We start from the raw sequence: 19,863 nt of genomic DNA on the forward strand, positions 1-19,863 counted from the left end.
TTATTCGATTTGTTCCGCGATCCTCTCAAGCTCCGTCTGTAGCGAGTCCCGGTCACGGGCGGTCCACTCGAACGTCTCCGTCGTTCCGGCATCAGTGAACCGGAGGTTGACACACACCTCTCGACTTGAGTCCTGTCCCAGAAGCGCAAGCGCGTAGGTTGCCATCTGCGGGCGGTAATGTTCAGCGAGCTCGCCGGTCGTTCGCGTCCCGATTCGGTTCGTCTTGTAGTCGGTGATGATGAAGGCATCCGGCGTCACGCGGAGATGGTCGATGTCCCCGACGAGGCGGACATCCCCGACATCGACCGCAGCGGAGCGTTCCTCGTGGATTTCCGCCGCACCGTAGCGCTCAGCTTCGGCGTCGAGGAACGTTTTCGCGTCCGCCGCGTGATCCAGAATCTCTGAGAGGTCGTCGTCTGTCACGTCGAAACCGTTCACGGCGGCGATTCGCCGCGCGAGGGCTGGCCACTCATCGCGCGGGTGATCGAACTCGAGGATACGGTGGACGACCGTCCCGAACTCGTTACGGGGAAGAGCGCCATCGTGGGTCGCTCCCCGCTTCCCGTCGTTCTCATCACCGGATGCTTCCTCCGAGTGACGTTCGGCCGCCGCCTCGACGAGTTGGGTTGCGGTGACGCGGTGACGCCGCTCAGTGTCCGGTCGAGTGGGAAGTTCGATTTGAGGATAAACACCTGGGTCGGCGTCCTCCGACCGCCAGTCGACACCCTCAGTCGGGAACGCGACTGTATACGCCGTATTGCCAATCTCGTCCTGTACCCGCCTGTAATCGGCGAGGCCGGTCGTAACCGCCTCTCGCTCAAGGAGGGCGGGCTGGAGCCAGTCACGCCACGCGCTCGCCTCCTCAGGATCGTTGACTGCAGCGAAGGCGAGTTCGTCCTCAACATCGTCGAATTTGTGCGTGCCACAGAGGAGGAGATGGTCACGGGTTCGCGTACAGGCAACGTAGAGGAGGCGTTTCGCCTCGGCACGTTCCCGGGGGAGTTCGATCGTATCGGCGTAGGTGTGCGCAGTCGTCTTCTCGACGTCGAACGCGTCAGCAGGTGACGGGCCGCCCGCCGCGAGGAACGGCGCGTCGTCGTGATCGGTGACGAGACGAACGTAGCCATAGTCATCGATACTCCGGCCGAAGTTCAGGTCACTCCCGAGGTCAGGGACGGTAACGATCGGGAATTCGAGTCCTTTCGCGGCGTGAATCGTCATAATGCGGACGCCATCAGTACCATCAGGAACCTCGGCTTCACCCTCGCGCGGGTCGAGTTCCGTCTGCCGGTCGATTCGCCGGAGGAGGCTCGCCGCAGTTCGCGTGCCGCCCTCCGACCAGTCGCGGATCTCGTCGCGGAACTTCTCAACGTTCGCAACCGCCTGCGCTCCCCCTTCGTCCGCGCCGATACTCGCGAGATAGCCTGTGTCGTCGATGACCCGCGTGAGTACCTGATTCCACGGCCGGGCTTCGACACGCTCACTATGTACGCAGCCGGCGAGTTCCTGCCACTCCGTGAGCAGTTGTGCGGCGTCAGCGAATTGTTCGTCGTCAGCCACCCTGAGAGCGTCCCAGACAGAGTCCGCCGACGCGGTGAGAGACGCGAGGCGGTCGTCAGTGAAACCGAACAGCGGCGAGCGAAGCACGGCGTAGAGGGAGATGTCATCGCTCGGGTCTGCGAGCACACGGAGGAGATTCGTGAGCGTCTGCACCTCTGGCGTGTCGTAGAAGCCGACACCGGAAACCACGGTATACGGGATGTTCCGCTCATCGAGTGCACGCTGATAGCGATCTAGGTGGGTACGTCGCCGCAGGAGGATCGCGATATCCTCCGGGCGGGCTTCACGCGTCTCCTCCTCGTCCTCGTCGTAGACGCGTGGTGGGTCGTCGAGGAGCGTCGATAGCCGGTTCGCGAGCGCCGTCGCTTCAGCCGCAGTCGCGTGTTCCGCGGCGGCTTCCGTCACGGAGTGATCGTCGCCGAGCAACGTCGCAGCATCGTCCTCGTCCTCGGGCACGGCCAGGTACTCGACGGACCCCTCGAGGTCGTCGACGTCCTCGATGCGGTCGCGTTCGAACGAGAGGTCCTGTGACTCCGCTTCATAATCCGAATAGGTCTCGCCTTCAGCGTCGAAGACAGTCTCGAAGAGCTCGTTGAGGAACAGGAGCGGGTCGTTGAGTGTGCGGAAGTTCCCTGACAACTCCAGATCCGTCGGGGCGTCCTGGTCGCTTTCCGGAACGGTGCCCCGGCCGAGGACCTCGTTCTCTACACGGAGTTCGTCACGAGCGGTCTCGAACGTCGTCACATCAGCCCCGCGGAAGCCGTAGATGCTCTGTTTCTTGTCTCCAACGAGGAACACGTTATCCGTCTCGACGTCGTCGTCAGCGAGCCCGGCGAGAAGCGTGACGAGGTCCCACTGGGCGTGGTCGGTGTCCTGGAATTCGTCGACCATAATCACGTCGAACGACTCTTGGAGTGACGCTCGAACCTCGTCGTCCTCGCGGAGGAATGCTCTCGTGGTCTCGATTAAGTCAGGATAGTCGAGCGCGTCCTGTGCGTCCTTCTCGGCCTCGTACGCTGTGAGTACGTCGTCGAAGACTCGGGCGAGTGCCAGAACATAGTGGGCGCTGTTTCGCTCAAGCTCGCCAGGTGTTGTCCCGAGTTTGTCCTCGATTTCACCGAGCGCGTCAAGGAGGGAATTGAGTGCGTCCTTGCAGTCGCTGTAGGCCTCGGTCTCGTTGTTCCACGTCGCTTTCGTCCCAACCACGTGGTGGCTCGCACTCGAATAGAGCCCGCCCGAACTCGTCTCGAGGATGTCGTAGAGTTCGCGGCATGCCCGCTGTGCGCTGTGGGAATCCGACGACGACTCCAAATCGTCGACGACAGCTGCGATCCGGCGAAGAACGGTCACACCATCGGCGCCGTCGTCAACGGCGAAGTCCTCGCGAGCGAAGCGACGGGCGGTTGCAAGAGCGCTCTCCACATCCGGGTCGTCGAAGAAGCCGGCCGCTGTTTCGGCGTCGAGGTCGCAAACGTGCTCCCAGAGATAGTCAACGTAGTCTTCGACCTCTCGGTCACGCCATTCCGCAAGCCATGCTTCGCTCTCCGGGCGGGCATCAAGCAGGCCGGTCAGAATATCTACGAGCCGGCCGTGTGAGCCAAAGAGCCGGGAGAGTAGGTCGACATCGTCGGCAGTTCCGTGTGCGTCGAGGTAGTCGACAACGACCTGCCGTTGGAGGTCGGCCGCGTCGTCCTCGTCAAGCACATCGAACGCCATCGGCACCGGTGCCTGCACAGCGTTCTCGCGCAGCAGCCGAGAGCAGAACGCATGGATCGTGTGCGTGTAACTCTCCTCGAGTTCATCGAGGACCGTCCGCCACCGATCGTACTCCTCCGTTGTAGATGCGGCCTGTAGTTCGTCGTAGAGCTCCGCACGAACGCGCGTCTCCAGCTCTGCCGCAGCCTTCCGTGTGAACGTGATTGTCACTACATCCGTCGGCGTCGCATCCGGATTCGCCCGGAGGAACTCGAGATACCGACGTGTGAGCGTCGTTGTTTTCCCCGTGCCAGCCCCGGCCGTGATCGTAACATTTCGGTCGAGGACCAGTGCGTCCTCCTGCTCGTCAGTAAGCCGGATTCCGTCAGTGTCGTCCTCGGCAACGTCGCTTTGAATGTCTTCGTCAGTCATCGCCCTCACCTCGGAAATCGGCCGCGAAATCATGCGCCGTCGCCCGAACCGGAACGTAACTCTGCGGGTCATCGTCGAGCTCATTGACGCGCTCCCGGCGCTGATGTGGGCGGACATCACACGCCCGTCGGTACGAACAGTACTCACAACCGGCCTCACGCTGCGAGAGGAGTGTCGTGTGGAAGCGTCCATGCTCAATTGCGGTCGTTACCGTCTGGAGGCGCCGCGGGACGACCTGGTCGAGGAATCGGCGTAGTTCCCCCGAGGAGTCGAATTTGGACTCGATTCCACGTGGCTCCTTGAACTGGTTCGGCGGTTTTGTCTGGTAGTACGTCGCCGAGAGCTCGCTGATGTCGTCTATGTCGCTCGCGAGAACCGCCTCGGCGGCGAGGAGATAGAGGGGAAGCTGGAACGTCGTTCCGCCGGTCGTCGTCGTCATCGCCGGTGTCGACCCTGTCTTGTAGTCGAACAACTGGACGCGCTCATCCGATTCATCGACGCCAATATCGATGCGGTCAATGTAGCCGTGGAAGGCGACGCTCTCGCCGTTCGGAAGGTCAATCTCGAAGGCCTCAAGTCCGCTCTCCCCTCGAAGGCCATCTCCGAATGGCGCTTCGAACCACGCGGGGAGCGCGTCACCGCCACGGGGGTGTTCCCGCTCAACGAACCGCGCGAAGAGTCCCTGCTCGACGCCCTGATGCGGGCGCGGGCTCGCGTCGTACGGGTTCTTCTCGGGGTCACCAAGGCCGGCGAAGAACTGTTCGAGCCACCGCCGGTAGAACACGCCAGAATAATCGAAGTCCGCGCTCGCTAGCTCATCTAACGCGACCTCAAGCATGTGATCGTCGAGTGTCTCGCGGTCGTACTCCTCAAGGGCGACGCTCTCACCCGGCTCGGCTTGGAGGTCAGCATAGAAGCGCTCGAACGTGTCATGGACGAACGTCCCCGTCTCAAGCGGATCTGGTGTCCGCTCAACGTCATCATCGTCCTCCAAGCCGAGGACGTGCTCCATGTAGAACTGGAAGCCACAGTTCACGTAACGCTCGACGCGACTCGCGCTGTACGGCTGCCGCTCATTCTCCGGGTAGATGTCAGCAACTGTCTCAGGTTCGAGTAGGCCGTCGTGCGGTGAGAGGTCAGGGTTGGCTCGCTCGCTTGCACACTGACTGCCGCGGTCGGCTCGAGCCGTCTGAGCAGGCGTGAAATCCCCGCGCCCGCCGGCGGCGTCAATGGCTTCCCGCCTGTCTTCTCGGGGCGCGATGTGTCGCTGGAGGTCCTCTCGGGATCCGATCCGGTCGTCGACGCCCGTCTTTGGTTGGATATCGGTCACTCGCTGGAGTTCATCGAGAACGGGTGATCGGACGACGGCGGTCGAATCGGGATCCGTCTCCGGCGTCGTAATCGTTACTCCGCCGGCGTTCGCGAGCAGTGTCGCGAAGATATATCGATCGCGGAGTCGGTCGTCGAGGACGTCGAGAACCGGATGGGCCTCAACCATTCGTTCGAAGAACGCTGCGTGGCGCGAGACAGCGGGGAAATACTCGCTCGTCAACCCAACCAGATAGAGGTGGTCGAACGCGAACTCGGCCGCATCGAGATGGTTGAGAACGGTGACCTGTCCAGCCGTGTCTTGATAGCCGTTCAAGGAAGCCCCTTGGAGGGCACGACAGAGTGCAGCACCTGGAGAGAGTGTCGTCTCGAACCAGTCTGCTCCCTCGAATGACGAGAGGATCTGTTCGACCTCTTCGAGTGCCGCTCGCTCTCGTCCACCCTCAACTGGAACGGCGTCGTTGTCTAGCCTCGCCGCGACGTCGAACACGTTGAGGAGTGACCGAACTGTCTCGACAGCTGCAATAGTCGACCCGTCCTGTAGCGGTGTGAGTCTGTCAAGAAGATCATCGAGTACATCGCTCGTCTCCTCGTCGAAGTGGTCACGCACAGCTTGGAGGCGTGTCGAGTCGACGCGCTGCTCGGTCGCGACAACAGTAGCTTCCGCATCGTCATCAAGGACGTCGACGAGTGGGTTCGTCACCAGACCGGTGAACGCTGTGGCGCGGGGATGGGAGTCGGAGAGCGCGACGAGGTCCTCGATCAGGGTCCCGACGAACGTGTCTGTAAGCCCGCTCGCCGTTTCGGCGGTATACTCAAGGTCGAACGTCTCGAAGACATCCACGACATAGCCCTCGTAGGCGTCGAAGCCCGGGATGACGACTCCGACACTCGTCTCGCCGTCCGTGGCAAGCTGACGTCGGATATCGCGGGCGACATAGCGAATCTCGCGTTCTGGCGTGGGAAGTTCACGCCACTCGAGTGTCTCTGGAACTGTTTGCTGCACCAGCGGCTCGCTCTGATAGAGCGAGCGGGCGACGTCTTGAAGTTGTCGCGAGCTAGGCTCCGCGGCGTGATAGTTGGGTTCGAATCCAGCGGACCGATAGAAATCACGGATCGTGTCGGTCGCTGCGGCGACACCATCACTCCCGGACTGCGAGAACGTCTGGAGTACTGCTGCGGTCGGAAACGCAGTAAAGAGGGCTTCGAGGACGTCGCGCTCGAGTTTCCCTGGATCGAGGAAGCCAGAGATGATGACGGCATCCACATGCGAACGGAGGGTAGAGATATTGGCGTCCCCGACTGCCTCGAAGGCGTCACTGTACGAGACGTGCCACGGTTCGGAGGCAGCATTGCGTCGGTCGTTGTACGCGTCGTATGCTGCAATCGTCGTGTCACGAATTCGTGCTGGAAGCTCCGAATCCCGAAATTCGTCTCGAACGAGCGCGGGCGTCGTGAGGCCGACGTTCTGGAAGCGGGCGAACCGTCGGTCGAATGCATCGACTAGACTCGCCGGTGCATACGACTGCGTCGAGAGCCACGGCCGATCTTCGAAGAGCGAATCCAAACCAGACTCAAGTGCACGACGGTCGACCGCGTCAGGAAGTCGTGCGCTCGGCCCGGTGAGTTCCTCGTAACAGTCGTAGACGAGACTAGGAAGCGTCTCCACTGTGAGACTGAGAGCGGAGTATGTCTCCGTCCAATGCTCGCGAATACGGTCATGCCGCTCGCGTGTATTAGTGAGATAGAGTACACGTCCAATGCCATCCTCTGCGTGAGAATGGGCCCAAGCGAACGCTTCTGACTCCAACGTTCTATGGTTTGGACCGGTAAACAGCGTCCGCTCTGTCATTATCAACTTTGTCGGATACAAACCCTCTTCATCGTTTCCCTACACAAACATGACCTGTAAGGAATGTCCGATAGCCACAGTAGCCACAGTTTTGTCGCCCCTGTAGGGGTGCGGGGCGTCCTGAGGGACGTCGCGCGGAGTCAGTATGGGTCATCGCGCTCTTGTTGCCTACGAACGACCGGATGGACAGTACAACCTCCACTACTCGCATCGCGGGGCGAAAAACCTCCAGTTGAAGCAAACGCTCACGCTCGGAACGCCATTTGGCGAGTACACGAGCGAGAACGGGTGGACGAACCGCGTCTACGAGTCCCTGCAGACGGCCACACAGGCGTCGATTCCGACACCGAGGCGTGGGGAGTCGCGGACGCCGACACGCGTCCGGGTTGAACCGTGCGCCGTCAGTGTGACGCTCGAGGAGATTCGGCGAGAATATCTCGACTACCTCGCTCACGAGGCGTTCTACGTCGTACACCGTGACGACTGGCAGTTGCAGGTGACGGCGTATCGGGTGTTCTGGTTCGGACTGGAGGACGTCGCGACGACGGCGCGCCGTGCGCCAACCGCCGGCCATGGTGCGCTGCGCACGGTCACCTGGCGCGACGGCGACCCCATTAACGACGAGTACGTGCGTGGGGAGTTCGACGCGCTGAAAGCCATTGTTGGGGACTTCCTCGATCGGGGCGTCTTCGCGAGTGACGAGGAAGCGCTCGCGTATCTCAAGCGAGTATTCCGCGAGTGGAGTGGCGACGCCGAGATCGTCGTCACACTACGAGAATTGCAGTAGGGGACCCCCCACTTTGCACGAGTTAGCGAGCTCCCCTTCCCTCACTGTGTCTGCATAATTAGAGACTGCATGCTCTCCTCAAGGGAGGGGAGTAGCGGTGTAGACGCGGGAAGTGGTCGAAAATTATTGTTCCCCGTAGCAGGATATGAATACGGGAAGTCTAATACGGGGACACCCCACCGTGTCCGCATAATCTCTGGCAAAGGGTAGTGGGTATCCTTCCCCATCAACCAGATAGAGCGAAATATTGCAGTACGGGTTCGATTATTTTCCTAGCATCATAGTCTTTTCTCTAAATATATTCGCTATTGCGGCGGATACGGTTCTTGTATAGATTTATGCGGACACGGTGGGGGGTGGGGGTTCTTATGTGAATTAACTATGCGGACACACTGGACACTAGGGTTTATCTGATAGTTATTCATAGAAGTGGATAGTATGGACGACGGGCCGGATCTCTCAAACAATCCCTACGGGAGCGCCGTCAACATTTTCGCTGATGAGTCCGTTCTCAAGGAAGATTGGCAGCCAGCAGAGCTTCCCGAACGAGCAAGTGAACTCGAGGAAATCCGAAATTCGCTCGCCCCAGCAACACGTGGGGTGAACGCACACAATCTCTTCCTCTATGGAAAAACAGGCCAGGGAAAGACGGTCGCAATTGACCACGAACTTGATCTCCTAGCCGAATACGCCACCAGCACCGATGATCTTGAGCTTAGCGTGGTTAAGACAAGCGCCAATAATCAGTCAACCTCCTATCAGCTCGCCGGCCATCTCATCAAGGAGATCCGTGGCTCCGGGCCGAAGCCAAGTGGGATCGACCAACAGTCGATGTTTGACCTCCTCTACGAGGAGCTACATGACCTCAACGAGACCATCATCATCGTCATCGACGAAATCGACAGCATCGGAAGCAACGACGATCTGCTCTACGAACTCCCGCGCGCACGCAAAAACGGCCATCTCGAAGACCAATGGATCTCCGTCATCGGAATCAGTAATGACCTCGAGTTCCGCGATAACCTATCACCGAAGGTCAAAGACTCACTCTACGATAATGAAATCGAGTTCGCCCCCTATGACGCGACTCAGCTGACCTCTATCCTTGAGCGCCGTGCCGACCGGGCCTTCTACGACGGCGTGCTTGCAGAGGACGTCATCCCCTTGTGCGCAGCGTTCGCCGCTCAAGATGAGGGATCCGCTCGACAAGCGATTCGCCTCTTGTACAAGGCTGGTGAACTGGCATTGAACAACGAACAGGACTCCGTTGCCGAAGTGCATGTCCGCGAAGCGCGCGACATCCTCGAACGCAAACGAATCGAGGAAGGGATGCGTTCGTTAACGAATCAGGATCAGCTCGCCCTCCTCTCCGTTGTCGCATTGGAAGTTGCTGGAGAGACCCCAACACGAACCCGCTATGTCTATCAAAAGTACAAATCGATAGCGGACCGGCTAGATACGAATCAGCTCGTTGAACGCCGTGTCCGCGATCATCTCCAATCTCTCGGAATGCAGGGCTTCCTCATCGCCGAATCACGAAATCGGGGCATCCAGGGCGGCAACCATTATCGCTTTGAGTTGAAAACCGATCTAGAAACCACTCTCGACATTTTGCGTGAAGATAACCGGCTTCACGATCTTGTCGCCGACCTCAGTGCTGCAGTAAACCACTCTCAGTAGCCAACTAGGCTTTGGGTCAACTCTGCGGTCGTCCTTTTGCCAGTCTGTGGCATTTGGTCATCAACACTCGACAGCAGGAATGTCGTTTCACTGCCTTTGTAGACGAAACTGGGTTGAGCACCAGCATGACGAAGGTACGTTATCGCAGAAGCCTGTATAGCGACTGTTTTGGGGTACCCCAGATTGCACGAGTTAGCGGTCCCCCCACCATGTCCGCATAATCTGAGAGAGATGGTCTGACATGGAATGACTCGAGAGCACCTATGTACTGTGATCGACGTATGTGCCATGGGAGAACGGCGATCTGTTCGAATCCAAGAGGCTGGCTGAAGTGGTGTTTCCAGTGGGGGGTGGTGTTTCTTATCGGGAACTCGACTTTGTAGAGAGAGCGAGAAAGCACTCAGGTTACTCGAGAAAAGAGGATTTCATCCGGATCAGAGACAATCAGGTGGAGTCTCTCTCATCGGCGTTCGCCGCACTATATCTGCCTCGAGTGCATCGAACCAGCTAGGAGGGGGAGCGCGCTTCGCGCCCACTGTCACACGCTCCAACATCGGCTAGCCCTTCCTCTGGCCGCGTCCCCGCTCCCAAGGGGGCCTAAGCACATGATTCGCTTACTCAAGCGAGTGCTCTCGCCCACAGCACAACCGGAGAAAGTCGTGGAATGTCGACGCTGCGGTGAAACGGTTGACTCTTCGACTAACGAATGCCCTGCCTGCGGGAGTACCGAGATCATCCGCCACCGAATATCCTGACACGACGCCGCTGTACGTGAGGTAACTCCGGAAACAGTGGAGGGGGCCGCTTCAATTAACCAACACTGAACCAGAAATACCCCCAGGTGTTGGTTAAGACCGGTGCCGCTCTGCATGACGGGTTTGTCACCCCTGGAGGGGTGAGGGGTTCGGCGAACCGACGCGTTCCGCGGATGCCTCGTGATCAGGATGGCTTCGAGCAACATCTACACGAGCGTTTTCGACGAGGACGTCCAGACTGACAACCAGACGAACGGCTGCCCGGAATGCGGTGGGTGTGTAGAGACGAACACGGTGGAGACGGTCTGCGAGGCGTGCGGACTCGTCTTGGCAGAGCACGCAATTGACCATAGCGGGGAGCCGGTGTACGACGACGAAACCGAACGAACAGGCGCGCCACTCACGACGGCGCGCCACGACCGAGGGCTCTCGACGATGATCGGGCGGCAACGCGACGCGAAGGGGAACACGCTCTCGGCGAAGAAGCGCCGGCAGCTCGGCCGACTACGCCGCGAGCAAAAACGGGGGCGGTTCCGGTCCAAACAGGAGCGAAACCTGAGCCATGGCCTCGGGGAGGTGCAGCGAATCGCGAGCGTGCTCGACGTCGACGACACGCTCCAGGAGCAGGCGTGCCAGCTCTTCCGGAGCGCCCACTCCGAGGGACTCCTCCTAGGGCGGTCGATCGAGGCGGTGGCAGCGGCGAGCGTCTACGCTGCCTGCCGGTGCAACGGCCGAACTCTCCCACTCGCAGACGTCGTTGAGGCCGCACACGTCGGCGAGAATCGCGTGACCAACGCCTACGCGACCCTGAACGAGGAACTCGGACTGCCGGCCGAGCCGATGCAGCCTCATGCGTACCTCCCACGTCTCGCCTCCAATCTCGACGTTCCGGACGCGGTTCGGCGACAGGCGCGGACGCTCGCAGAGCGGGCTGAAGAGACACAAATCGTCCACGGTGCGTCACCGCCGGGATTCGCTGCAGCCTGCCTCTATCAGGCTGCACAGCGGGCTGACTATCGACTCACGCAGGCCGCGGTCGCCGACGTCGCCGGTGTCGCGGCCAACACAGTTCGCGGGCATCGCGATACACTCAGTAACGAACTCGAGTAGCTCGGTGGCGCGGCAATTGAGCGGAGCCCCGCTCAGGTTTATACTGGAAGACGCGGGCAAAGGAAGTGTGACGCGACACCCGGACCGCCGTCGCGACGACGAGGCGTTCCAGCCCCACGGCGAAGCGACCCGAGAACCGGACCACGTCCTCAAACAAGACGAGGAGCCACGCGACCAGTTGGCGAGTACTGACTATCCTGAGTCTGTACAGGCATCGTCGACGTGTCTTGAGTGTGGCCAGTCTGTACCACCGACGAGTGAGCGGTGTGCGTCGTGTCGCCGTGAACACGCGGCGTCGAAGACACCGACCCAAGAGGGGGAGGAGACAGAGTTGGAGTTCCTCCACCTCGTCTTCACGCTCGTTCCAGCACGAACGGAGTACGCGGCGCTCGCGAAGGGGACCGCCGCACACTCACTCCTCGTCACAAAGGGCGACACCGCGATCGACGAGTGCGATCTCGTCGCCGATGGTGATGGCTCGCCGTCGCGAACGCTCACCAACCACTGGGGCAGCCTTCCCGACGTCGTCCAGATGGAGAGCGACGTCGGCGAACGCCTTCTCCAGCAGGCGTGTAACCGCACACAGTGGGGGGATGATGCAGACTCGGGCGGACACGCGACGTACCTCTACGACCGCGCCGGGCACGCAATCGACTCGCGGCAGCGACTCAGCACAGTGCGTGAGCAAGCAGCGGACCCCCTCTGGCTCGTTCCTGCGCTCGCACTCCAACAGCCGTCGCGTCCCGATGATGCAGAACGGCAGTCGTCCGCGACGCCGACGCGGGAGACACTCATGTGTCGACGTTGCGAGCGTGAGACCCGGCATCGCTTCCGCGGCGTCGAACCCAGTCCAGCCGACCAGTGGGCTGGGCAGCCAATCTGGGACTGTCGAGTCTGTGGGACACCGCGCCACGGCCCGAACCCATCGTAACCCGGAGCGCAGATAGACCGTTATCCTTCCTGCTGCGATATATTAGATGAAACAACCGTTAGGTGGGTCTGCGATTGTATCGGGACGCAGGGTCTACTGAACATGCGGTTCCAGTGGACTTATTGACTTATATTCAAGTTCTTGAATTATGGTGGTAAGTCTGGCTGCGTACGTTCATGCATCACTCACTACTGATACCCACGAGTTCAGCGGCGGATTTGCATTTCTTCTTTTTATCGCAGATTTATTCATTGCGAGCGCTATCGCTCCGAACATTCCAGCAGCCGCCTGACAAACCGAGAGATTAGTTGCCTGTATTGACCGAATCGGGAGTGTAGATAATTCCAGCGCGACGAGGCCGAACCAGACTGTATATCTACTGTCGAAAAGACTATTCGAATATATAATAAAGGTACCAGTATGGGAGAGAAGAAGGTAAGTGATGGTATGAGAGAAAAGGTTGTGGCATTTCTTGCAGAGTGGCAGATGGGAGCTATCCTTCTACTCGGCTCGGCTATTGTCGGATTTGTTTTCGGCGCTGTTGTGGGGACGATGTGGTCTGGATTTCTCGGATTAATCGTCTTCTTTATTAGTGCAATACTGGCATTTTCTCTATTCTCGTACTTACTCTACGGCCGTTAAGTTAGACCTCTCTATCTAACGCTCAACGTCGCACCAGCAGGAGTACGACGACGACAGCAAGACACTCCAGATGTCGAGTGTAAATCGCCCCCATCACGAGGGAGATAGCCTGTCTCCTGCGGTAGTCTCTGAGGGGTTTTTCGCGCGGAGAGTGGCGACGCGCGCCTAAACAGTGTGCGTCGGACTCGATGATGCACATGCTCATCTACGCATTAGTGGAGGCATCGATACGCGACGAAGCACCGGCGGCAGGCTCATCTGCGTTCGACCGACTGGTTGGCGTCGCCCCAGACGCCGATAGCGTGTTCGACTCCTACGTGACGTTCGACGAGACGGACGTCACCGGGGTGGGCGAGGGGTGGTGGGGTGAGCGGCCGGCCGCGGCGCCGGTTGAGTCGGGCGCCGGCGAAGACCTCTTGGAGGCCGGCTGGGAGGCGACCATCGAGGCGTTCGAACAGAACCTCGTGGCTGTTCGCGAGGGCTTGGACGAACTCGACGACGAGGCGATCATGCGTGACGAGGACCTCGTCCGGCACGCCTGCCACAACTTCGGCGCCTATCGCGGGCCCTCAATCGTCCTCTACGACGAGTACGGACGGGGGATTCGCAACCGGGAGCGGCTCGACAGGATTCTCGACGGCGTCGAGTCGTGTTGGATCGTCCCCGCCGACGTCCACTACTGATGATGGCGGGCCACACGACTCGTCGACGGCCGCCGTGGCAGAAGCCAATCCCGAAAACCGCCTTCGGCTACTGCACGAGCTGTCAGACAGTGCCGGCGGACCCAGTCTACGCCGCACGTGATGATCAGCGGTGTGCTGACTGCTACTTCGAGGACGAACTCACTGAGACAAGCAACGTGTAGACACCCCGTGTGCAAAGTGTAAATATCCACTTTGATATCGTTTCAACCTCTCAGAGGCAGTATTAGGAATTCGACTGATGGCGTATTAACCAACAATTGGCAGTAGGGTCGGGACTGTGTTGGTTAAACTGGATGGGCCGAGACCGCCGTCGTGTTTGTCGCCCCCGAGAGGGGTGCGGGAGTGCCCACGCGGTGCTCTCGAACCGAACGATGAGTGGAACTTTCGACGACCACGCGACGGCACAGACCACACACCACCAGGGCGAGATTCGCTACATTGGCTCCCGGGAGCACGGAGAGACGGTCGTGACGACGCACCCCGGTGGGGAGCGCCTCACACCGGAGCGCAGCCTCCAGATCGCCCGGCATAGTCCGAGTGGATTCGCCGTCGGCTATCGCGGCAGCGGCCCGGCACAGCTCGCACTCGCCGTCCTCCTCAACTACACGGACAACGCCGCGCTCGCCCGCGAACACTACCAGACGTTCAAAGACGAGGTCATCAGCCAACTCGAGTACGGCGCCGACGGCACCTGGACGATCACCGACGCCGACATCCAGCACGTCCTCCCCGACGACGTCGCACCAACTGCCTAGCCGACCTCATACCCACAATGTCCGATACAACTGACTCTTCGAGCGATGCGACTGCCGAACAGTCGACCGAAACCCAGCACGTCGAACGTACCGACGTCGGCGTCTCGATCACCGTCCAGCTCAAACGTGGCTCCGGAACACGCGACGAGGACAAAATCAAGGGCAAAGTGAAAGCCGAGACACTCGCCGACGCCCGAGAAGACATGGACGTCCTTCGCGAGTATCTGCATCAACTCGCCGACGACACACGCCAAATTCAACCCGAGGCTGAAACCGAGTAGGAACGCTACTGGAACTCTGGTTCTGTTGAAACCCTATTAGCTAGACACTATTTTAGTGAAATATCTGTTAGGTGGTGTGATTATTGATAATCAAGTGGCAATCTCCCTGAAAGTATTTGCCAGCGTACTACTAATTTATCATATGGACCGTGTGCATCTCTACGTTCTTGTTGCAGGGGGCTTAATCGTCCTTGCTGGCTGTGCCGCTACGAGCTCACCAGAACACCTTCACGTCCAGCAAGCAGACGGAAACATTTCAGCTGATAATGTGGTCCAATTCGATGAGCTAACTCCTGCTCAACAGCGGGTGTTCAAGGACGCGCTTCAGAAGGGGATTGCTGATGTACCAAATAATGTTAGTATTGATCCATGGACTCACTACCGCTACGTGAAATATCACAATAATACATATGAAGCGGTCGTGTCCACGGCGTAGTTCAATTTCTTCTTGTCGAACGTTCAATAGCTGATCTCTACTTAACGACCTCCGACAAAATCTGTTGACCTTTGAGGATTTCAACAGAACCGAAGCTCTTGGTATCGGTTTGTCGACGCCGGGAGCGGACGAGGCTCCATCATGCCCAACCAAGAGAGCGAGAGTACGCTCACGCCTGAACAACGACTTACGCCAGCGAGCTTCGACGTCCTCCGCGCCTGTATCATGACGATTCCCGATGTCGAGACCGTCCAGGAGTGTGTCGCGTACGAGAACACGCATCAGAATCGTGAGCCCATCCTCCACTTACTCGCGCAGCAAGCCGCGAAAGTCCGAGACGAGAGCTAGATAGTCGGCGCCTCAGTGTGTGGCCCGACGAGACGTTTATCGAGCCATCCGAGAGGATGGAGGCATTCAGTGATGAGCGATACACCAGATCCGGAAGTCCACCATCAAGCAGCGTTCAGTGACGGCGGCGAGCTCAAGGTCCAGGAGTCGAGCGTCGAAACGTCTCTCGAGGATTTCGGTGCCGACGTCGACCATCGCGATCGTGAGTCACGACGCGATCAGCCCGAGGCCAGCGAGTTCGGCGTCGACGACCGCCCCGAAGTACAGGATTCAAGTGAGGATGACGAGCAGGCCGCGCTCTTCCCCGATACCGACGACGACCAGCAGACACTCACCGGGGAGAACGCCGCGACACGCTGCCTCTTCGACGACTAATCACGATCCGATTGACAACCAGTATCTGATTAACCAACAGAAAACCCGAGGTGATACAAATTGTTGGTTAATTAGTCCTCGGGATACCCGTCAGCTTCGACGAGTTCGATAACGTCCCAGACCGTGAGGACCGAAATGTAGTCCTCGTAGTATGTATTCGAGAGAATCGCTCGAATTGTTGCTTCCGCGTTCCGGTCGTCCATGACGATCCCGATGGAGTCGTAGGCAGTCGAGGCGAGGAGCATGATTGCGGTGCCGGCGAGGCCAGCATCGGTCTTCCGCAATTCGTCTGGTGGCACATGCTCAATGTCGGCGAGACGTTGCTGGATGCGGTCCATCACGACGGCCGCCGTCGGACCATCATAGACACTCACACCCTCTTGCACGGGCTGGGCGGTGCTAATCCAAGACTCGGACTGCGCCTTGTGCAACCAATCAGCACTGATCCAGCCCTGCTGCTCCTCGATTTCTTCGCAAACACGCTGACTCAGATACAGCTGGATCCCGTTGCTCGTGACGTGGTCGATAAAGGCCTGATAGCGATCGTGGCCAGGGTCACCGAGCGTCCGGAGAAAACTCGTGTCCAAGACAAGTGCGCTCGGCAAGGGGGATATCGCGCTCACGCGTCAACGACGTAGGGAGCGTCGGCGATCGTTCGCTCGTGGACGTCATCCCCATGGTCGGGGAATGCAGGGTCAACCGGACTGATACGACCGATGATCGCCTCGATGGCCTGTGAGACCGCGATACCCGCAGCAGTGGGGACATCGAGCGCCGCAGCAATGCCACGGCGCGTCTGCTCACCCCGAAGATATGCGTCCGTCTCACCGACCGCGTTGAGTAACGCCGCGTCCCCATAGCGCTCGCGGAAATACGCGATATCGTCATCAGTCGTGCTTGCCCCATAGACCGCGATGACGACCGGTGAGACGACGAGTTCGCCGGTCTCTGTCTCCCACGTCCCGACGACTGGCTCAACCGTCCAGAGCGCGGCGCCGTCCTCGTACTCATCACGTTCCTCGGCGACGCCGAGCTCAGCCAATTCGTTCGCGTACTTGTACGCAGTGCTCTTCACGATACCCTGGCGGTCCATCGCTCGTTTGACCGTCGTTGGCGAGTTCAGGAGGAGATCAGTGTAGAAGTAGGCGAGATCGGCATCTGTCAGGAGTCGCTGCACAGCGAAAAACATCGAGACGCCCGACTCGTCACGTCCGACGTCTCCAATCGGTGCACCAGTCATTGTAGTCCATAGTACGCGAACTAGAGACTAAAGGGTTGCGCTGCCGCGAACAGGTTTGTTAGCCCCGGGAGGGGTGCGGGCGCGCCCACGAGGCGCGTCGTCGCGAACAAATCCATGAGTGACGCACAAACAGAGCCAGCAGTCGCGTTCGAGGACTCGAACTCGCGAATCGAATCGATGACCGAGACGATCGAGGCGTGGGTCGAGGACCTCATCACGCACGTCGAGGAGGCACGCGGAAGCAAGGCGTTCCAAGAGTGGCTGGATGTCCAGAGTCGGTTCCACGACTACTCCTACCGGAATACCCTCCTGATCCAGCTCCAGTGTCCGGAGGCGACGAAGGTCGCAGGCTACCGAGCGTGGCAAGAGGAGTTCGATCGGCACGTCCAGGAAGGCGAGAGCGCCATCTGGATCTGGGCACCCATCATTACGAAGCAATGCCCGGAGTGCGAGAACTCCCCAAGTTACCACGAACGGAATGATTGTGAGTACGACGAGACGCCACCGGAGGAGTGGTCGGACGGACTCGTCGGCTTTCGGCCGGCATCGGTCTTCGACGTCTCTCAGACTGAGGGCGAGCCACTTCCGGAACTCGAGACGGCGGCGACCGGCGACGCCGGCACCCTCGTCACCGTCCTCGAAGACACAGCTTCGGAACTCGACGTCGAGGTGCGCATCGTCGACGCCGACGAGTGGATCCATGGGCAGGCGGAGGGTATCTGCAAGCCGCGTCAGTCGAATGAACCACCACTTGTTGAGGTTCGCGATCGTGCGAACGAGGCTGACCTCGCGGTGACGCTCGTCCACGAACTCGCACACGCCCTCCTCCATAGCGCCATCAGCGACCCACTGGCGCGCTCCGAGCAGGAACTCGAAGCCGAGGCCGTCGCGTACATCGTCGGCCGACACTACAGCCTCGACACGAGCAATTCGTCGTTTTACCTCGCTGCTTGGGCCGGCGACGACCCGGAGGCAATCCGGGAGCGACTCGGCCGCATTAGCCGGACGGCCGAGCAACTCATCGACGTCGTCGATTCAAGGACCGCATAGCGATCCAAACTCCTCACACCGGGAGACTATTTATTCAGTCAGAAAGGTAACAATACAGAGGGGAAAGCGAGTGTAGTGACGAGAAGACTAACCAAGCCGGCTATATCCGATACGCTGATAGGCCGACAGGTCCAAAAGAAGGTAATGCACGATCTCACCGGCTTTCAGCGGGACTTGCTCTACGTCATTACGGGCTTGGATGAACCCCACGGGCTCGCGATCAAGGAGGAGCTCGAGGAGTACTACGAGACTGAAGTCCATCACGGCCGCCTCTACCCGAACCTCGATACCCTCGTTGACAAAGGCCTCGTCGACAAAGGACAGATCGACGAGCGCACCAACTCCTACACACTCACGCGGCGTGGCCACCGCGAGCTCGAAGCCCGTCGCGACTGGGAAGACCAATACGTCGACCTGTAGAGACTCAGAGAAGCGGCTGGAACCGCTCTATCGAGTTATGTATCTTTCGTGAGTTGGTCGACCAGATCTTCGATTTCTGCAGTCTCGTCGATAGCGGAGAGCCAGCGCTCGGGAAGTGACGACGCACCGAAGCGCGCGCCGGCGACTGCACCGGCGATTGCGCCGATGGTGTCGGTGTCACCGCCGCGATTGACAGCAGTCACGATCGCCTCCGCAGCACTATTGGTGTGCAGGCCGTCGTGCAGTGCTGTTTGGAGTGAGTGGACGACGTAGCCGGATGTCTCCAGTGACGCGGGGCGGTCGCCGCGGGCGATCGGTTCGAGCGCAGCGGTGAGCTCGTCCGGTGCGTCCGCACCGACATCGTCGAGCGCGTCGCGCAGCGGTGTCTCGACGTCGCGGAGTAAACCGGCGATGGTGAGATTGAGAATCGCACAGCCGTAGGTACATCGCGGATCGGCGTGCGTGATCTGCGAGGACTGGCGGCTCACCGTAACGAGTTGCACCCGATCATCCACGTAGGGAATCGCGAGCGGTGGACACCGCATCACGCTGCCGTTGCCCGCGTTCTGGCCTTCTGGACTCTGCGCCCAGACTTGTTGGCCCGCCTCGTCCCATGCGTCGCCGTGTTTGAGTCGGCTGAGCGATTTCATCGTCATCCGCCCGATATCGAACGGTCCGCTGTCGTACCATGCGACGAATCGCTCCGCGATATCTGCCGGATCGAAGGCCTGTCGGTCGACGATGCTGCGCGCGATGCAGAGCGCCTGCTCGGTGTCGTCGGTAATCGTGCCCGCTAGCTGATTCCACGTTCCATGGCCGACCATCTCGTCGAGACGTCCGTGTTTGGCGGCGATTTTCGACGCTGAGGCGAACTCGACTGGCCGCCCGAGCGCATCCCCACACGCTAGCCCGAGAAGTACACCCCGAACTCGGTCTGAATCCATACACCACCAAGGACGACCGCTGAGAAAAGTGTAGGGTCACAATCACTCGTCGTCGATGCCTACGCGTCCGTGTACTCGGCGAGTGAGTGATCGAGGCTGTCGGTGGTCCACTTGCCGATCTGGATGAGTTCGAAGGCGTCGATGGGGACGTTGAGCGCGTCGTCAAGCTCTGATCGGACATCCGAGGAGAGGCCAGCGACAGGAATTGCGGTGAGAGGACGCTGAGTGAGGGCGTAACTGCTCGCCAGGCCCGTCGGTGCGATGACGATGACGTTCTCGCTCTCAACGTCGCCGAGCGCGAGTTCAGCGTCGCGATGTTGGAGTATCGTCCCGTCGAGTTCGGCGACTGGGAAGAGTACCTTCGCGTCCCCGTAGTCGATGCTTGCCCCCGACTCCTCAAAATGCCCATTGGGCATAATTACACCAGTATATATTCTCACTAAGCATTAGTCTTGTGGTGGAACAGACAGATACGGCTGCACCACACAACCCCCCAGCATTGAGTGGCCAGAGCAAGAGCCTCGCAGTATGCCGCGC

General features: G+C 59.7%; 19 protein-coding genes. 13 read left to right on the forward strand and 6 right to left on the reverse strand.

What is annotated here, in order from left to right:
• The gene (locus IEX91_RS14710; protein ID WP_188879980.1) at positions 1 to 3,687 is read right to left on the reverse strand and encodes a UvrD-helicase domain-containing protein; all 3,687 of its coding nucleotides are present in this window, start codon (positions 3,685 to 3,687) and stop codon (positions 1 to 3) included.
• Positions 3,680 to 6,583, reverse strand: a complete 2,904-nt coding sequence (locus IEX91_RS14715) for a PD-(D/E)XK nuclease family protein (RefSeq protein WP_188879936.1) — start codon at positions 6,581 to 6,583, stop codon at positions 3,680 to 3,682. The genes IEX91_RS14710 and IEX91_RS14715 overlap by 8 nt, the downstream gene beginning before the upstream one ends.
• Positions 6,584 to 7,013: 430 nt before the next feature.
• Between IEX91_RS14715 and IEX91_RS14720 the strand changes: the two genes are divergently transcribed.
• From IEX91_RS14720 to IEX91_RS14770, 11 genes are all read left to right on the forward strand, one after another.
• The gene (locus IEX91_RS14720) at positions 7,014 to 7,655 is read left to right on the forward strand and encodes a DUF6735 family protein (protein ID WP_188879938.1); all 642 of its coding nucleotides are present in this window, start codon (positions 7,014 to 7,016) and stop codon (positions 7,653 to 7,655) included.
• 438 nt (positions 7,656 to 8,093) lie between these two features.
• The gene (locus IEX91_RS14725) at positions 8,094 to 9,335 is read left to right on the forward strand and encodes an orc1/cdc6 family replication initiation protein (RefSeq protein ID WP_188879940.1); all 1,242 of its coding nucleotides are present in this window, start codon (positions 8,094 to 8,096) and stop codon (positions 9,333 to 9,335) included.
• Positions 9,336 to 10,279: 944 nt separating this feature from the next.
• Entirely contained in the window at positions 10,280 to 11,200 is a 921-nt protein-coding gene (locus IEX91_RS14730) for a transcription initiation factor IIB (RefSeq protein WP_188879941.1), read from the forward strand.
• Between the two features lie 67 nt (positions 11,201 to 11,267).
• Positions 11,268 to 12,131, forward strand: coding sequence for a biosurfactant protein 1 (locus IEX91_RS14735; RefSeq protein WP_188879942.1), 864 nt, complete (start codon positions 11,268 to 11,270; stop codon positions 12,129 to 12,131).
• A 420-nt stretch (positions 12,132 to 12,551) separates the two neighbouring features.
• Positions 12,552 to 12,773 carry a hypothetical protein gene (locus tag IEX91_RS14740; protein ID WP_229772915.1) on the forward strand — a complete coding sequence of 74 codons (222 nt, stop codon included), beginning with the start codon at positions 12,552 to 12,554 and terminating at the stop codon, positions 12,771 to 12,773.
• A 191-nt stretch (positions 12,774 to 12,964) separates the two neighbouring features.
• Positions 12,965 to 13,456, forward strand: a complete 492-nt coding sequence (locus IEX91_RS14745) for a hypothetical protein (protein ID WP_188879944.1) — start codon at positions 12,965 to 12,967, stop codon at positions 13,454 to 13,456.
• 392 nt (positions 13,457 to 13,848) lie between these two features.
• Positions 13,849 to 14,232, forward strand: coding sequence for a DUF6166 domain-containing protein (locus IEX91_RS14750; RefSeq protein ID WP_188879945.1), 384 nt, complete (start codon positions 13,849 to 13,851; stop codon positions 14,230 to 14,232).
• 17 nt (positions 14,233 to 14,249) lie between these two features.
• Positions 14,250 to 14,513, forward strand: coding sequence for a DUF7389 domain-containing protein (locus IEX91_RS14755; RefSeq protein ID WP_188879946.1), 264 nt, complete (start codon positions 14,250 to 14,252; stop codon positions 14,511 to 14,513).
• A 76-nt stretch (positions 14,514 to 14,589) separates the two neighbouring features.
• Complete coding sequence (locus IEX91_RS14760) at positions 14,590 to 14,949, forward strand: hypothetical protein (protein WP_188879947.1); 360 nt, start codon at positions 14,590 to 14,592, stop codon at positions 14,947 to 14,949.
• 141 nt (positions 14,950 to 15,090) lie between these two features.
• Positions 15,091 to 15,297 carry a hypothetical protein gene (locus IEX91_RS14765; protein ID WP_188879949.1) on the forward strand — a complete coding sequence of 69 codons (207 nt, stop codon included), beginning with the start codon at positions 15,091 to 15,093 and terminating at the stop codon, positions 15,295 to 15,297.
• A 72-nt stretch (positions 15,298 to 15,369) separates the two neighbouring features.
• On the forward strand, positions 15,370 to 15,672 hold the full coding sequence (locus IEX91_RS14770) for a hypothetical protein (RefSeq protein WP_188879950.1): 303 nt from the start codon (positions 15,370 to 15,372) through the stop codon (positions 15,670 to 15,672).
• A gap of 71 nt (positions 15,673 to 15,743) precedes the next feature.
• Here the strand turns inward: IEX91_RS14770 and IEX91_RS14775 are convergent, their stop codons facing one another.
• Positions 15,744 to 16,259, reverse strand: coding sequence for a hypothetical protein (locus tag IEX91_RS14775; protein WP_229772916.1), 516 nt, complete (start codon positions 16,257 to 16,259; stop codon positions 15,744 to 15,746).
• 32 nt (positions 16,260 to 16,291) lie between these two features.
• Positions 16,292 to 16,912, reverse strand: coding sequence for a DUF7437 domain-containing protein (locus tag IEX91_RS14780; RefSeq protein WP_229772917.1), 621 nt, complete (start codon positions 16,910 to 16,912; stop codon positions 16,292 to 16,294).
• A 114-nt stretch (positions 16,913 to 17,026) separates the two neighbouring features.
• Here IEX91_RS14780 and IEX91_RS14785 point away from each other — a divergent pair, with 114 nt between their 5' ends.
• Positions 17,027 to 17,962, forward strand: coding sequence for an ArdC-like ssDNA-binding domain-containing protein (locus tag IEX91_RS14785; RefSeq protein ID WP_188879952.1), 936 nt, complete (start codon positions 17,027 to 17,029; stop codon positions 17,960 to 17,962).
• A 144-nt stretch (positions 17,963 to 18,106) separates the two neighbouring features.
• Positions 18,107 to 18,382 (forward strand): PadR family transcriptional regulator, encoded by a 276-nt coding sequence (locus IEX91_RS14790; protein WP_188879953.1) that lies wholly within the window; start codon positions 18,107 to 18,109, stop codon positions 18,380 to 18,382.
• 35 nt (positions 18,383 to 18,417) lie between these two features.
• Here IEX91_RS14790 and IEX91_RS14795 read toward each other — a convergent pair whose 3' ends face one another.
• Both IEX91_RS14795 and IEX91_RS14800 read right to left on the reverse strand, forming a co-directional pair.
• Positions 18,418 to 19,326: an ADP-ribosylglycohydrolase family protein gene (locus tag IEX91_RS14795; protein WP_188879954.1), complete on the reverse strand. Its 909-nt coding sequence runs from the start codon at positions 19,324 to 19,326 to the stop codon at positions 18,418 to 18,420.
• Positions 19,327 to 19,385: 59 nt separating this feature from the next.
• Positions 19,386 to 19,742: a hypothetical protein gene (locus IEX91_RS14800; protein ID WP_188879955.1), complete on the reverse strand. Its 357-nt coding sequence runs from the start codon at positions 19,740 to 19,742 to the stop codon at positions 19,386 to 19,388.
• Positions 19,743 to 19,863 lie beyond the last annotated feature (121 nt).

The sequence above is a fragment of the Halarchaeum nitratireducens genome, assembly GCF_014647155.1.
GTDB lineage: Archaea > Halobacteriota > Halobacteria > Halobacteriales > Halobacteriaceae > Halarchaeum > Halarchaeum nitratireducens.

Excerpts from the sequence above, each read along its gene's own strand:
- IEX91_RS14710 (WP_188879980.1), bottom strand. The coding sequence starts at position 3,687 with ATGACTGACGAAGACATTCAAAGCGACGTTGCCGAGGACGACACTGAC.
- IEX91_RS14720 (WP_188879938.1), top strand. The coding sequence starts at position 7,014 with ATGGGTCATCGCGCTCTTGTTGCCTACGAACGACCGGATGGACAGTAC.
- IEX91_RS14725 (WP_188879940.1), top strand. The coding sequence starts at position 8,094 with ATGGACGACGGGCCGGATCTCTCAAACAATCCCTACGGGAGCGCCGTC.
- IEX91_RS14730 (WP_188879941.1), top strand. The coding sequence starts at position 10,280 with ATGGCTTCGAGCAACATCTACACGAGCGTTTTCGACGAGGACGTCCAG.
- IEX91_RS14740 (WP_229772915.1), top strand. The coding sequence starts at position 12,552 with ATGGGAGAGAAGAAGGTAAGTGATGGTATGAGAGAAAAGGTTGTGGCA.
- IEX91_RS14745 (WP_188879944.1), top strand. The coding sequence starts at position 12,965 with ATGCACATGCTCATCTACGCATTAGTGGAGGCATCGATACGCGACGAA.
- IEX91_RS14750 (WP_188879945.1), top strand. The coding sequence starts at position 13,849 with ATGAGTGGAACTTTCGACGACCACGCGACGGCACAGACCACACACCAC.
- IEX91_RS14755 (WP_188879946.1), top strand. The coding sequence starts at position 14,250 with ATGTCCGATACAACTGACTCTTCGAGCGATGCGACTGCCGAACAGTCG.
- IEX91_RS14765 (WP_188879949.1), top strand. The coding sequence starts at position 15,091 with ATGCCCAACCAAGAGAGCGAGAGTACGCTCACGCCTGAACAACGACTT.
- IEX91_RS14770 (WP_188879950.1), top strand. The coding sequence starts at position 15,370 with ATGAGCGATACACCAGATCCGGAAGTCCACCATCAAGCAGCGTTCAGT.
- IEX91_RS14780 (WP_229772917.1), bottom strand. The coding sequence starts at position 16,912 with ATGACTGGTGCACCGATTGGAGACGTCGGACGTGACGAGTCGGGCGTC.
- IEX91_RS14785 (WP_188879952.1), top strand. The coding sequence starts at position 17,027 with ATGAGTGACGCACAAACAGAGCCAGCAGTCGCGTTCGAGGACTCGAAC.
- IEX91_RS14790 (WP_188879953.1), top strand. The coding sequence starts at position 18,107 with ATGCACGATCTCACCGGCTTTCAGCGGGACTTGCTCTACGTCATTACG.
- IEX91_RS14795 (WP_188879954.1), bottom strand. The coding sequence starts at position 19,326 with ATGGATTCAGACCGAGTTCGGGGTGTACTTCTCGGGCTAGCGTGTGGG.
- IEX91_RS14800 (WP_188879955.1), bottom strand. The coding sequence starts at position 19,742 with ATGCCCAATGGGCATTTTGAGGAGTCGGGGGCAAGCATCGACTACGGG.